The 13,471-nt window shown below is 64.4% G+C and carries 15 protein-coding genes; 5 read left to right on the forward strand and 10 right to left on the reverse strand.

Translation table 11 applies throughout. The features are described 5' to 3' along the window. Positions 1 to 13 precede the first annotated feature (13 nt). Genes CAG00_RS13100 through CAG00_RS13110 form a run of 3 tightly spaced genes read right to left on the reverse strand, consistent with a single transcriptional unit; the run spans position 14 to position 2,219 of the window. Complete coding sequence (locus CAG00_RS13100) at positions 14 to 340, reverse strand: DUF3325 domain-containing protein (RefSeq protein ID WP_085664429.1); 327 nt, start codon at positions 338 to 340, stop codon at positions 14 to 16. Then, entirely contained in the window at positions 340 to 1,917 is a 1,578-nt protein-coding gene (locus tag CAG00_RS13105) for a PepSY domain-containing protein (protein ID WP_085664430.1), read from the reverse strand. Before CAG00_RS13105 ends, CAG00_RS13100 begins: the two co-directional genes overlap by 1 nt. Beyond that, complete coding sequence (locus CAG00_RS13110) at positions 1,914 to 2,219, reverse strand: DUF3649 domain-containing protein (protein WP_085664431.1); 306 nt, start codon at positions 2,217 to 2,219, stop codon at positions 1,914 to 1,916. The genes CAG00_RS13105 and CAG00_RS13110 overlap by 4 nt, the downstream gene beginning before the upstream one ends. A 232-nt stretch (positions 2,220 to 2,451) precedes the next feature. Between CAG00_RS13110 and CAG00_RS13115 the strand changes: the two genes are divergently transcribed. Next, positions 2,452 to 2,799: an HPF/RaiA family ribosome-associated protein gene (locus tag CAG00_RS13115; RefSeq protein WP_003260689.1), complete on the forward strand. Its 348-nt coding sequence runs from the start codon at positions 2,452 to 2,454 to the stop codon at positions 2,797 to 2,799. Positions 2,800 to 2,919: 120 nt separating this feature from the next. Further along, complete coding sequence (locus tag CAG00_RS13120; RefSeq protein ID WP_025340607.1) at positions 2,920 to 3,210, forward strand: DUF3509 domain-containing protein; 291 nt, start codon at positions 2,920 to 2,922, stop codon at positions 3,208 to 3,210. Between the two features lie 3 nt (positions 3,211 to 3,213). Here CAG00_RS13120 and CAG00_RS13125 read toward each other — a convergent pair whose 3' ends face one another. Then, positions 3,214 to 3,684 (reverse strand): phosphate-starvation-inducible protein PsiE, encoded by a 471-nt coding sequence (locus CAG00_RS13125; RefSeq protein ID WP_025340608.1) that lies wholly within the window; start codon positions 3,682 to 3,684, stop codon positions 3,214 to 3,216. Positions 3,685 to 4,261: 577 nt separating this feature from the next. Between CAG00_RS13125 and CAG00_RS13140 the strand changes: the two genes are divergently transcribed. Continuing rightward, complete coding sequence (locus CAG00_RS13140) at positions 4,262 to 4,525, forward strand: YebG family protein (RefSeq protein WP_085664434.1); 264 nt, start codon at positions 4,262 to 4,264, stop codon at positions 4,523 to 4,525. Positions 4,526 to 4,798: 273 nt separating this feature from the next. Here the strand turns inward: CAG00_RS13140 and CAG00_RS13150 are convergent, their stop codons facing one another. After that, on the reverse strand, positions 4,799 to 5,818 hold the full coding sequence (locus CAG00_RS13150) for a Glu/Leu/Phe/Val dehydrogenase dimerization domain-containing protein (RefSeq protein WP_085593042.1): 1,020 nt from the start codon (positions 5,816 to 5,818) through the stop codon (positions 4,799 to 4,801). Between the two features lie 124 nt (positions 5,819 to 5,942). Between CAG00_RS13150 and CAG00_RS13155 the strand changes: the two genes are divergently transcribed. Beyond that, positions 5,943 to 6,749: a SirB1 family protein gene (locus tag CAG00_RS13155; protein ID WP_085593040.1), complete on the forward strand. Its 807-nt coding sequence runs from the start codon at positions 5,943 to 5,945 to the stop codon at positions 6,747 to 6,749. On the opposite strand, the gene maiA is transcribed toward CAG00_RS13155, so the two are convergent. From maiA to hmgA, 3 genes are read right to left on the reverse strand one after another with little or no spacing between them, the layout of a single operon-like run. Continuing rightward, complete coding sequence (gene maiA / locus CAG00_RS13160) at positions 6,743 to 7,375, reverse strand: maleylacetoacetate isomerase (protein WP_085664435.1); 633 nt, start codon at positions 7,373 to 7,375, stop codon at positions 6,743 to 6,745. The genes CAG00_RS13155 and maiA overlap by 7 nt on opposite strands. Positions 7,376 to 7,387: 12 nt before the next feature. Next, entirely contained in the window at positions 7,388 to 8,680 is a 1,293-nt protein-coding gene (gene fahA, locus CAG00_RS13165) for a fumarylacetoacetase (RefSeq protein ID WP_085664436.1), read from the reverse strand. A 3-nt stretch (positions 8,681 to 8,683) separates the two neighbouring features. Then, positions 8,684 to 9,985, reverse strand: a complete 1,302-nt coding sequence (gene hmgA, locus CAG00_RS13170) for a homogentisate 1,2-dioxygenase (RefSeq protein ID WP_085664437.1) — start codon at positions 9,983 to 9,985, stop codon at positions 8,684 to 8,686. Between the two features lie 174 nt (positions 9,986 to 10,159). Here hmgA and CAG00_RS13175 point away from each other — a divergent pair, with 174 nt between their 5' ends. After that, entirely contained in the window at positions 10,160 to 10,942 is a 783-nt protein-coding gene (locus CAG00_RS13175; protein ID WP_025340615.1) for an IclR family transcriptional regulator, read from the forward strand. 351 nt (positions 10,943 to 11,293) lie between these two features. Here CAG00_RS13175 and CAG00_RS13180 read toward each other — a convergent pair whose 3' ends face one another. Both CAG00_RS13180 and CAG00_RS13185 read right to left on the reverse strand, forming a co-directional pair. Next, entirely contained in the window at positions 11,294 to 12,208 is a 915-nt protein-coding gene (locus CAG00_RS13180; RefSeq protein ID WP_085664438.1) for an SDR family oxidoreductase, read from the reverse strand. Positions 12,209 to 12,428: 220 nt separating this feature from the next. After that, positions 12,429 to 13,334 (reverse strand): alpha/beta fold hydrolase, encoded by a 906-nt coding sequence (locus tag CAG00_RS13185; RefSeq protein ID WP_085664439.1) that lies wholly within the window; start codon positions 13,332 to 13,334, stop codon positions 12,429 to 12,431. Positions 13,335 to 13,471: the final 137 nt, after the last annotated feature.

A 13,471-nucleotide genomic window follows, 5' to 3' on the forward strand; every position in this document is an offset into this window, starting at 1 on the left:
CTCGCTCACCTGATCACTCGGCGAACACGGCCAGCAACGGCCCCAGCACCACGCTGGCGGCGGCCAGGCCCAGCAACAGGCGGGGCTGGTATGGCAGGCCGAACACCCACAGGGTCACCCCGGCCATCATCACTGCGGTCCACTCCACCAGGCCATGGGCCCAGCCACGCTGGTGCACGCTGAGCACCAGCGACAGCACCAGCAACAGCCAGCCGGTGCTGCGCAACAGGCGCAACTGCCCGGGGCGCGGCTTGCGCCCGAGCAGGTCGACGAAGTGCTTCTCCATGGCCAGGCACAGGGCAACGAAGCCGGCGTAAGCGATCAGTGCATTACCCAGCATCAGCTCGCCTCCGCCGTTTCAGTGCTCGGCTTCTTTGCTGCACGCGGGGCACGCTTGGCCACAGGTTTCGGGCTGTGCAACATCTTGCCGGCCAACCAGGCCAGGAACAGGCCGGTGCCCAGCGCTGTCAGGTCGAAGCCGGCCATGGCCCAATCACCCGCCGACAGCGAATGGTTCAGGCCCTGGCCGGTGGTCAGGCCGTTGAGCAGCGGCAGCAAGGCGAACGCCAGCGCGCCCAGCGCCAGTTGCTCGCCCCATGCCCGGCGCCCGCTGCGCAGCACAGCGTGCACCAGCGACAGGCCCCAGGCGCTGAAGAAGGCGTTGACCTCCCAATCGGCCCGGCCGTCAACACCCATCGGGATCAGGCGGTTGGCCCAGAAGAAGCCCGCCACGGCCAGCAACAGGCCGCTCATGCTGGCGATATTGAGCACCTCGACCAGGCGCAGTTCGCCCGGCAGGCGTTCGCTCCTGGCATGCTTGAGCTGGCGCTTGCCCAGCCACATCACCAGCCCGGTGCCGATTACCGCGGTACCGGCCACGCCAAAGAAGAAGTACAGCCAGCGCAGCCAGGGCCCGGCGAAATTGCCCATGTGCAGGCCGGCAAAGCTGAAGGCGGTCATCATTGCCCCGCTCTCCGGCTTACCCTGGCTCAACAGCACACCGCTGGCGCCATCGAAGGTCCAATTGGCGCTGCGCCGATAGGCCACATGGTCGGCCGCGGACTGGGTGAAGGTAACGCGGGCATTGCTGTCGCCGGCATTTTCCACCTGGATACGGCCGATACGCGCGCCCGGTTGCAGGTCCTGCACCTTGGCGTACAGGCTCGGCAACGGTAACAGCGGCGCGGCCACATGGGCCGCCTTGGGCGCATCGTTACGGCCGAACAGGTCGTTGAAGTACTTGCCGGTGTCATTGCCGTAGCTGGCCATGATGCCTGCCGGCATCACCATGTACATGAACAGCACCAAGCTGCTGTAGCTGATCATCAGGTGGAACGGCAGCACCAGCACGCCAATGGCGTTGTGCCCGTCCAGCCAGGAACGCTGGCCCTTGCCAGGGCGGAAGGTGAAGAACTCCTTGAAGATCTTCTTGTGGGTGATGATGCCGGTGACCAGCCCCAACAGCATGATGAAGGCGCAGAACGTCGACAGCCAGCGGCCGAAGGGGTATGGCATCTGCAGCTGGAAGTGAAAGCGGTAGAAGAACTCGCCACCGCGACTGTCGCGTGCCTCCACCGGCTGGCCGGTCTGGGTATCGAGGGTCTTGGTGACGAAGCCGCGTGGCCCGCCATTGGGGTCGCGATAACCCACGCTCAAGGCGGCCTCGCGTGCGTTGGGCATGCGGATCAGCCAGGTGCCCGAATGCCCGGCGTTGTCCTGCAGGTACCGCTGGGCCACCTCCAGGCTATGGGTCGGGTCCAGTGCATGGCTGCGCACTTCCGGCTGCGACCAGTGGGTGATTTCTTCCTTGAAATACGACAGCGTGCCGGTAAGGAAGATGGCGAACAACAGCCAGCCGAAGATCAGGCCGGTCCAGGTGTGCAGCCACGCCATGGCTTGGCGGAAGCCTTCTTTCATGGGGTTTTCATCCAGTAGGCCAACCCGCTGATCACCCCCAGCAGCACGCTTGGCGCCAGCACGCCCAGCCAGGCGCGCAAAGCGCTGCGGCAGGCGAAGCACCAGATGAACGCCAGCAGGTAGAAGACGAATGACAGCAGCAGGCCGGTGAGCGTGGCATCGACCTGTGACAGCGGCGCTAGCAGGGTGATGCAGACGCTGGCCACGGACGCCAGCAGGTAGCCGCCCAGCAGCGCGGCCAGGCTGCGTGAAGTCACGGCCAGGCGATAGCTGAGCGAGAGACCGGCGGTTTTGCGCGTCATGGCGAAGGTCCGGGCGTTTTCGGGCCTGCAATAATAATGATTTCAATTCTCATAAGCAAAGGCCGAGCGATGAGCCGCCTGCCGCCCTGAATGCAACAAGAAATTTATTTTCGAAAAGGGCTTGAATTCGTTTCGCCGTTGCCTGACCTTAGAGTCAAGAGGCGCAGAAATTCCAAGGGTCTCAAAGGCCTAGGCGCGTCTCCATGCGAGCAAGCTGAATAAGGATTGAATCATGCAAATCCAGGTCAACAGCAGCAACCATTTCGAAGGCAACGCCCGGCTCGACCAGTGGGTCCGCAGCACACTGCAGAACTCGCTGGAACGTTACGAAGACGACCTCACCCGCATCGAGGTTCACCTGCGCGACGAGAACGGCGCCAAGCCCGGACCGCATGACAAACGCTGCCAGATGGAGGCTCGCCCCAAAGGCCACCAACCGATTTCCGTGACCCACACCGCCACTTCGCTGGACCAGGCGGTCGATGGTGCCGCCACCAAGCTCAACCACGCGCTGGAACACTTCTACGGCAAGCTGCGCAGCAAGCGCGGAGCCCTGGAACTGAGTGATCCGGACGCCTGATCGGCAATGCAAACGCCCGGCCTGATGCCGGGCGTTTTCGTTTGTATCGATCGATGGCGCTGAACCAACAGGTAATTTCCCCGGTCAACTTCTGCACTCATTCACCGCAGAAGCATGACCATGAACAACCCATTCGAACGAATCAGTGCTGCATTCGCCCCCGAATACCGGGTCAACCTGAGCATTGCAAACCTCGACGGCAGCATCATGCTGACCCTGTCCGACGACGCTGGCGTGGTCGCCAAGCGCCTCATCACCCAGGCCCAGCGCAATGACCCGGTACGCCTGCAGCGGGTGATCGACAGCATCCGCCTGGGCCTGGCCATCGAACACAGCCAGAACCCTCTGCAGGTGCTGGCCGCGCTGACCCGTGACGCCCGCCACGAGCCGCGCCATTTCATCGCCAACTGAGGGCTACTTGCCCTCCTCCACTTCCTTGCCGTTGGCATCCAGCACCTTGGTCGAGGGGTAGCGGTACGAAGCGTAGCGCACCACCAGGATCGCGAACGCCAGCAACAGGATGCCACCGCACACGTACAACAGCCCTACGTCCGGCGCCTTGTGGTGCGAGACGTCGCCGATCAGCAGGCGGGTCAGCGCGGTGATTGCCACGTACAGCAGGAAGCGGATCGGCATGTGGTTGGTCTTGAAGTAGATACCGACCATCGCCCCCAGCTCCAGGTAGATGAACAGCAGCAGGATGTCATCGACACTGACCCCGCCCTTGCCGAGCATGTCCAGGAACGTCATCACTGCCGCATAGGCGGTGATCGCGCCAATGCCGAACAGCGCCAGGTAATGGAATGCCTCGACGCACAGGTTGCCCAGCGAGTCGGCCGAGCCGTGCAGGCCCTTGCGCAGCTTTTCTGCCCATTTGATGTTCACGATGTTCCATTCCCCGATACGTCTTGAAGGATGATGCGTCACCGGCGTGACGCTTGTGCCATGCAGTTAAAAGGCCAGGCCCCTGCCTTGGAAGGCGACCGATTGCCGCAAGACACCTTGAGGCGTGGCAAGTTGCCAGAAGCGAGCAGCCACCGTGGTGCATCAGCCCTTGCTACTGCAGCCCAAATCGCCGGCTTCGATCCTGATGATGACCTCAATGCATGAGCTGGAGACGTTGCGGGCTTTGCTTGAGTCGGCACTGGTTCAGGTGCAGATGCCCGCTGAAACTCGGACTTTGCACTGAGGTTTGGGTGTTGCGTTGTCTGGGCTGGCCTCTTCGCGGGTAAACCCGCTCCCACAGGATCTCCACAGGCCTTGAGGTAGATGCCGTACCTGTGGGAGCGGGTTCACCCGCGAAAGGGCCCGGATGGCCAAGGCGCTGATGGATGATGCTGAGTTGGGCATGAAGCAGTAAGCCCTCTGCACCACGCTACAATTTCTGCTTGCGAAGCAATCAACATTGCCATTACTGTATATGAATACAGTATCAACCCAGCAAAAGGCATAGAGGTGATGAATGGCCGTCGAAGTGGTGTACCGCAGCAGCCGCGACCCGGAGCGCTTGTTCATGGATAAGGCCGAAGCAGACCGTCACGACAAGATGCTCGAACTGGCCGAGCGCCTGGCCGAAGTACTGCACAAGGCAGTGCCCTCGCTGAGCGAGAAACAGGTCGAGGAAGCCGGTATCTACATGGCCAAGAACCGCGATGTGTTCGCCCGGGCGTTCAAGAGCCAGCCGGATGCGCTGGCCGAGTTGCTCGAAGGGCCAGCGGCCGAGTAATTGCCTGCACTGGCGGCTTCTGCAGGTACGGCACAAGCGCTGGGCTCGGGCGCTATCCCTGTGGGAGCGGGTTTACCCGCGAAACAGGCGACGCGGTGGATGGCACGGGCTACGCCCGTGTTCGCGGGTGAACCCGCTCCCACAGGGACCGCGCAGGTTTCAAGGTTTGGACGGGGCAGTTGCTGCTTCAGGTACGGCACAAGCGCTGGGCCGGAGGTATTCCTGTGGGAGCGGGCGTGCCCGCGAAGAGGCCAGCAAAGCCGGTATCAACCCTCAGCCGTAGAGCAACCGCTCCGCCAGCATCTGCGCCACCCGCGCCGGCGAGCGCTTCTCTGCCTGTGCATGGCCAAACACTTCGGTCAGCCGTGAAGGTATCCGCGCCAGGTGCGCAGTGATGGTGCCCAGGTCTTCGCCACGATGGGTAAGTGCCACGTAGATCAACCCACCGGCATTGATCACGTAATCGGGCGCATACAGTATCCCGCGCGACTCCAGCTGGTCGGCTACCTGCAAGGTGGTCAGCTGGTTGTTCGCCGCCCCCGCCACTGCCGCGCAACGCAACTGCATCACGCTCTGCCCGTTCAACACAGGGCCCACGCCGCAAGGGGCAAAGATGTCGCAAGGGGTGCTGATCAACGCATCGTTGGTCACCGGATGGGCATTGAACTGCTCCACCGCCAGCCGCACCCGCCCAGGGTCCAGATCGCTCACCAGCAGGTCAGCACCCGCCGCATGCAGTTGCTCCGCCAGCGCATAACCGACATTGCCCAACCCTTGCACCGCAACCCGCAGCCCTTGCAGGTCATCACTGCCAAGGCGGAACGAAGTGGTGGCACGAATGCCGGCAAAAACCCCCATCGCCGCATGCGGTGAGGGGTCACCCGAGGCCGTGGTGCTGGTCACATGGGGTGTGCTCTGGGCAATGCAGTCCATGTCCAGGGTCGAGGTGCCGCTGTCCACGGCGATGATGAAGCGCCCTTGCAAGGTGTCGATGAAGTGGCCAAAGGCCTCGAACAGCGCGGCACGGTTTTCCACATGCGGGTTGCGCATGATCACCGCCTTGCCGCCCCCCAGTGGCAGGCCGGCCAGCGCCGCCTTGTAGCTCATGCCCTGGGCCAGGCGGATGGCGTCGGCCATGGCGCTTTCATCATCGGCATAAGGCAGGTAGCGGCAACCGCCCATGGCCGGGCCCAACTGCTCGCTGTGGATAGCCACCACGGCCTTCAGGCCGGTGGGCGGGTGGGTGAACAAGTGCAGCGACTGGGTACGGGTGCTTTGCATCAGCGCGAACATCGACAGGCTCCCCTACGAGGTGCTCTCTCCAGTATAGGCATGGCCCTTGGGCTGGCACCGCCGCCGGACCACTGGACGAAACCGCGCGCCGCAGCTAATACTCAAGCGTGTGTGGAGAAGCCCCATGAAGCCACGTCAAGCCTGCCTGGCCTGCCTGGAACGCGAGCCCGTCGCCCTGCTGGAAGCCGCATTATGGATTGCCGCCGAGCACGACCGCAGCGTCGAGCCCGCGGCCAGCCTTGCCAAGCTGCATGACCTGCAGCGCGAGATCAGCGCCAACCTGCCGATGCTGCCGCTGTGCGAACTGGCCCAGCCACTGCTGCGCCAACTCAATGCCCTGGGCTTCCAGCAGGATGAATACCACCCGCTGCGCCCGCATGCCGCGATGATGGACAAGGTGCTGCAGCGCCGCCGTGGCCAACCGCTGGCCCTGGCCATCCTTGCCCTGGAACTGGCCCGGCGCCTGTCCATCCCTCTTGAGGGCGTAGGCTTCCCTGGCCATTTCCTGCTGCGCGTGCCAGGTGCGGATCACCTGCTCGACCCCTGTGGTGGCCGCCGCCTGTACCCCAACGATTGCCGTGAGCTGCTGGCTCGCCAGTTTGGCCCGCATGTAGCGCTGACCGCCGAGCACATGCGCAGTGCCAGCCCGCTGCAGATGCTGCAACGCCTGTCACGCAACCTGCGCCAGTTGCACATCAGCAACGACGACCACCTGGCGGCGCTGATCGATGCCGAGCGGGTCATGCAACTGGGCCCGGTGCAGGTCAGCGACTATGTGACCCGCGCCTCGCTCTACCAGCACCTGGATTGCCCGCAGGCCGAGCGCTTCGACTTGGAGCATGCGTTACTGCTGACGGAGGACCCGGTCCAGCGCCTGAAACTGTCCGAGCGTATCGGCAAGCTTCCGGCGGCGAACCGTTCCATTCACTGAGCCGGGCTGTCCGGCTGCTGTGCTGGGTGGGCCTGGGCGAACGCCGGGTGCCCCGCCGCCAAGGCGGCAACCCGCAGGATGCGCGGGAAGCTGTCGAGGTCGATGTTGAAGCGTTCGGCCGCGTACAACTGCGGGATCAGGTAGACATCCGCCAGGCCCGGCTCATCACCGAAGCAGAAGCCGCGATCGCCTATCAGCTGCTCCACTGCCGCCAGCCCCTGGCTGATCCAGTGGCCGATCCACTGGTTGACCTGGCTCTCGTCCTGGCCAGCCTGGCGCAGCCGGTTGAGCACGCTGACGTTGTGCAGCGGGTGGATGTCGCAGCCGATGATCGCCGCCACACCCCGTACCTTGGCGCGCGCCTCGGCCGCAGCAGGCAGCAGCGCGGGCTGTGGATAAACCTCTTCCAGGTACTCGATGATCGCCGGCGATTGCACCAGCAGCTCACCGCCATCGGTGCGCAAGGCCGGCACACGGCCCTGCGGGTTGACCGCGACATAGTCCGCACCGCGCTGCTCACCCTGCAACAGGTTGACCGGCAGGGACTGGTAGGCCAGCCCCTTCAGTGCCAGGGCAATGCGCACCCGGTAGGACGAGGTGGAACGGTAATAGGTGTACAGCTCCATGCCCGTGCCTCCTCAGTTGGCCGCGATGACCGTGCCGCGGCATTCGCCGAAACCGATGCTGGCCACGCCATCACGCACGCAGCGGGCACGCAGGATGATCTCGTCGCCGTCTTCGAGGAACTTGCGCACCTCGCCACTGGCCAGTTCCACCGGGTGCTTGCCGCCTTCGGTGATCTCCAGCAGGCTGCCGAACGAACCTGGCGCGGTGCCCGACAGCGTGCCCGAACCGAACAGGTCGCCCGGTTGCAGCTGGCAGCCGTTGACGCTGTGGTGCGCGACCAGCTGTGCCACGGTCCAGTACATGCTGCGGGTGTTGCTCAGGGTCAGGCGATGCGGGGCAAGACCCTGCTCGCGCATGCCCTCGGTCAGCAGCAGCACCTCGAGCTCGATATCGAATGCTCCAGCGGCCTGGTCGCGCTTGTCCAGAAGGTACGACAGTGGCTGTGGGTCACCTTCCGGGCGTGCCGGCTGGGCACAGCGGAACGGTTCCAGCGCTTCGGCGGTAACTACCCAGGGCGAGATGGTGGTGATGAAGCTCTTGGACAGGAACGGCCCCAGCGGCTGGTATTCCCAGGCCTGGATATCGCGCGCTGACCAGTCGTTGAGCAGGCACAGACCGGCCACGTGCTCGGCGGCATCGCCTACCGGGATCGCCTGGCCCATGTCGTTGCCCTGGCCGATCCAGATACCCAGCTCCAGCTCGTAGTCCAGGCGCGCGCAGGGGCCGAAGCTTGGCTCGGTGTGCCCGGCCGGCAGCGTCTGGCCCTTGGGCCGGCGCACATCGGTGCCGGACGGGCGGATGGTCGAGGCGCGGCCGTGATAACCGATCGGCACGTACTTGTAGTTGGGCAGCAGCGGGTTGTCGGGGCGGAACAGCTTGCCGACGTTCTTGGCGTGCTCGATACCCACGTAGAAGTCGGTGTAGTCACCGATCTGCGCCGGTACATGCAGTTGGCAGGCGCTGGCCGGGTACAGTGCGGCCTGCAGCGCCGCCTGGTGTTCGCTGTGCTCGCCCAGCAGCACCAGCAGGCGCTCGCGCAGGGCAACGCGGGCATTGCGGCCGAGGGCGAAGAATGCGTTCAAGGCCCCACCACGGGTGGCCTCGACAGCGGCCTTGGCGGCACCGTCGAACAGGCCGGCGGCCAGCACCGCCTCCAGGTCGAGGATGGCGTCGCCGATGGCCACGCCACAGCGCTTGGCTTCACCCGGCCGGCTGAAGATGCCCAACGGCAGGTTCTGCAGCGGGAAGTCGCTGTGCCCGTTAGCGTGCTCGACCCAGCTACGGGCAATGGCGGTCTGGTTCATGGGTTATCTCCGGTTCGGGTTGAAGGTGCTCGGCAAGGTGGCCCAGCAACTATCGTAGTCGGCCTGCAACTGCGGGCATTCAAGGGCTTGCAGGCTCGGGCGCAGCACCTGGCTGGTCTCGAACATGAAGGCCATGGTGTTGTCGATCTTGTGCGGCACCAGGTCGGCGGCAATAGCCTTTTCACAGGTTTCCGCGTCGGGGCCATGGGCGCTCATCACTCCGTGCAGCGAGGCACCGCCCGGCAGGAAGCCCTCGGCCTTGGCGTCGTAGGCACCGTTGATCAGGCCCATGAACTCGTTCATCAGGTTGCGGTGGAACCATGGTGGACGGAAGGTGTTCTCGGCCACCATCCAGCGTGGCGGGAAGATCACGAAGTCCATGTTGGCCAGGCCATGCACGCTGGTCGGCGAGGTCAGCACGGTGAAAATCGACGGGTCCGGGTGGTCGAAGCTGACCGTACCGATGGTGTTGAAGCGGCGCAGGTCGTACTTGTACGGCACGTTGCTGCCGTGCCAGGCGACCACGTCCAGTGGCGAGTGCTGCAGTTCGCAGGCCCAATGTTCGCCCAGGAACTTCTGCACCAGCTGCACCGGGCCATCGGCCTCTTCGTAGTGCGCCACCGGGGTGAGGAAGTCGCGCGGGTTGGCCAGGCCGTTGCTGCCGATCGGGCCCAGGTCCGGGATGCGCAGCGGCGCGCCGTGGTTTTCGGCGATGTAGCCGCGGGCCTCGACGTCGAGCAGCTCGACGCGAAACTTCATGCCACGCGGGATTACCGCGATTTCCAACGGCTCGACCTCCATCACCCCCAGTTCGGTGGCAATGCGCAGGCGGCCCTGTTGCGGCACCAGCAGCAGTTCACCGTCGGCGTTGAAGAACACCCGCTCCATCGACCGGTTGGCGCGGTAGATGTAGATGCTCACGCCGGCCGGTTTTTCCGCAGCGGCGTTGGCCACCATGGGCAGCCAGCCCTCGATGAAATCGGTCGGTTCGACGGGGATCGGCTGGGGGTTCCAGCGCAGGCGGTTGGGGGTGATGGCCCCCAGCGGGCCGGTCAGCGGCTGACGCGCCAGGCGTTCGAAACGCGGGTGCAAGGCAGACGGACGAATACGATACAGCCAGGTGCGGCGCAGCTCGCTGCGGGTCATGGTGAACGCCGTGCCCGAGAGCAGCTCGGCATACAGCCCATAGGGCGCCTTCTGCGGCGAGTTCTGCCCGACCGGCAAGGCCCCTGGCAGCGCTTCGCTGGCAAACTCGTTGCCGAAGCCGCTGAGGTAGTGAAGGTCGGGTGACGTATCGCGATTCATCGATGCCTCCGGGCTCTGGCCGAGCCGTTGCTGGCAGCTGGCTGCTGGCCCGGGGCGGGGTGGCAGCGCGTCTGCATTGTTTTTATCGTAATCAGATTACGAATAACGTAATTTGCTACGGGCAATGCGTCAAGCTATAAAGGCGCGACTCGACGAATCCGGAAGAAGATGTCCATGGCCAAAGCCAGCTCCCCCGCCGACAACGGCAAGCAGAAAGTCCGCTCGGCGGAGGTCGGCACCGACATCCTCAAGGCCCTTGCCGAGCTCTCCCCGTCCACCTCCCTGTCGCGCCTCGCGGAACATGTGCAGATGCCGGCGAGCAAGGTGCACCGTTACCTGCAGGCATTGATCGCCAGCGGTTTTGCCGAGCAGGATGCGGCCACCAACCATTACGGCCTGGGGCGCGAGGCACTGCGGGTGGGGCTGGCGGCGCTGGGCAGTATCGATGTGCTGAAGATTGCCGCGCTACCGTTGTCGCAGCTGCGCGATGAACTGAACGAGAGCTGCTTCGTTGCCGTATGGGGCAACCAGGGCGCGACAGTGGTCAGCATCGAGCCGGCGGTACGTGCGGTCACCGTGGTAACGCAGATCGGCTCGGTACTGCCGCTGCTCACGTCGTCCACCGGGCTGGTGTTCGCCGCCTACCTGCCCGAGCGCGAGACCGTGGAGTTGCGTGACCGGGAACTGGCCGCCCTGCAGCACAGCGCCGCCGACTACCAGGCGGTACTGGCGGGCATTCGTGAACGTGGCCTGCACCATGTGCACGGGCTGTTGATGCCGGGCGTGGATGCGCTGTCGGCCCCGGTGTTCAATGCCATGGGGCAGGTCGCCGCGGTGATGACCGTGGTCGGGCCGACGTCGATCTTCCATGCCGACGAGCATGGCCCGGCGGCGCAACGGCTGCTGGCGGCAGCGCGGGAAACCAGCTGGCGCATGGGCTATTCGCCCGCCGGCTGAGCGCTTGCGGCACTATTGCCCGATACGTAAAGGTGAATGTCATAAGCGGCTATTTTTCCTACAGGATCAGGCGCTTATTCTTAACTCACTGGCCGGCATGAAGGGCTCTCCCCCCCGCCTTTCAGGCTTGCGAGGTTCACCGACGTAGATTTTGAAGCTCCTTGATCTGACGTCTCGATTGGCCGCTGCGGCTTGCAGCGGCCTTTTTTATTTGCCCTGAAAAACTCTTCGCCCGTGCCGGCCTCTTCGCGGGTAAACCCGCTCCCACAGAGATATCACTACCCCAAAGGCTTGTGGTGTACCTGTGGGAGCGGGTTTACCCGCGAAGAGGCCGGCACAGGCATACAAGTTTCAGCCCAGCGGATACTTCTGCAAGTTCGCCATCATCTGCTGCAACGCCTGCAAGCTGTCCTGTGGGTGCACTGCCCCGTCGAAGTCGCCAATCCGTGCCCAGTTCTCCGCCACCTGCTCCGGGGTAAAGCCTTCACGCGGATCGAAGCCTACCCCCAGGCTACGCTCCCACCGCACCTTGCCCACCCAGCCGCCGCCCACTTCGAACAGCTCACCGCTGCCCTGGCACTGCTCGCTGCCCAGGTACACCACCAGCGGGCTGACCAGCTCTGGCTTGAGCCGCTCGAACACCTGGGGCGGGATCAACCCTTCGGTCATGCGGGTACCACCGGTGGGGGCGATGGCGTTGACCAGGATGCCGTGCTTGCGCCCTTCGATCGCCAGGGTACGAGTCAGCCCATACAGGCCCAGCTTGGCCATGCCGTAGTTGGCCTGGCCAAAGTTGCCGTAGATACCGGACGTGGAAGCGGTGAAGATCACCCGCCCCCAGTTCTGCTCGCGCAGGTGCGGCCAGGCGGCGCGGGTGACCTTGTAAGCCCCCTCGACATGCACCTGATACACCTGCTCCCAATCGCTGTCTTCCATCTTGTGGAAGGTCTTGTCACGCAGGATGCCGGCATTGTTCACCAGCACATCGACCCGGCCGAAGCTGTCCAGGGCCTGCTCGACAATACGCGCGCCGTGGCTGACCGAGTCATGGTTGGCAATGGCACTGCCACCAGCGGCGCGGATCTCCGCTACCACCTGGTCGGCGGCGGAGGCGCTGGCACCTTCACCGTGGGTGGAGCCGCCGAGGTCGTTGACCACCACCCGCGCACCACGCGCAGCGAACAGCAGCGCATGGGCGCGGCCCAGGCCGCCCCCGGCTCCGGTGACGATCACCACGCGATCTTGCAGACGGACAGGCTCGCTCATGCTCATGGCTCCAGGCAGGTTCAGGTCAGCCGAGTGTCCGCCGCCAGCGGCAGGTGGACAATCAAGCTCACGCAGGCTGAATGCCTGGCAATAACGCAGCACGATGGTTATGGGGCCGCTGTGCAGCACATCGCCAGCAAGCCAGCTCTCACACCAACCGCGCCGGCCTCCAGGCCTGCGCTGTACTTGTGGGAGCCGGCTTGCCGGCGATGAGGCCCTGTCAGTACCAGGCCACTTTCTGCTGGAAACAGCTCAGCGGTTGTTCACGAAAGGCCAGGTAATGGCGCAGCACCTGCACCGGCGCTTCGGTATGCGGGTAATGGCCGATGCCCTGCAACTGCACGGTGTCCGGCTCCGGCACCAGTTGCCGGTAGCGCTCCACCATGTGCGCGCCGGACAGCGGGTCGACCACGCCACTGATCAAGCGCAGCGGCACGCCTTCGTGCTGCATCGCGCCAACCCAGCGCTCGCGGTGCAACCTGCGCTCCGGCATGTACCCCACCAGTTTGTGCAGGATGCGCGTGCCACGGTTGGCGGCGATCAAACTCCAGAAGTCATCCAGCACGCTTTCACTGGGTTGGGTGCAAGAGCCGTAGACCTGGATCACGCTGCGCACCAGGTCGTCACGCCCGAACGAACGCCCTACCAGCCAGCCCAGACGGCTGAGCAGCAACTTCTGGATCAGCAGCATGCGGCAGCTTTCGGGGAACAGCCCGCTGTTGAGGAACACGCAGCTGGCGATGTTGGCGCGCTGTTCATGATGCCGCGCCAGCAGTTCCTGCGCCACGCTGCCGCCGTAGTCATGGGCCAGCAGATGCACCGGCTGCTCGACCTTCAGCTCGGCGAGCAAGGCCTGCTGCAGGTCGGCCTGCTCCATCAGGCTGTACAGGTGATCGACCGGTTTGGCCGAATCACCAAATCCGAGCATGTCGCAGGCGATCAACCGGAAGCGCTGGGCCAATGGCCCCCACAGGTAGCGCCAATCCCAGCTGGCAGTAGGGAAGCCGTGCAACAGAAGCAGGGGCTCTCCTTGCCCTGCGGTCCAGTAGCGGATGCTCTGGCCCCGGAAGCTGTAACTCTGTCCCCGGGTACGCCAGACGCACAATGGAATTTCGGCCATGGGCATCAGAACGGTCCCGGTGAGGTGGTGTTGGTGGAATAGAGCAAGGCTGCGGTCATTGCATGTCACCTCGGCACTTACATGTGCTCTCTATGTCGAGGCAGAGTCTAGCCAGCAGCCCATGGGCTGGAACTTGCGTTGCC

Origin of the sequence: Pseudomonas sp. B5(2017), assembly GCF_002112825.1 — a bacterium.
In the GTDB taxonomy this organism is placed as follows: Bacteria; Pseudomonadota; Gammaproteobacteria; order Pseudomonadales; family Pseudomonadaceae; genus Aquipseudomonas; species Aquipseudomonas putida_Z.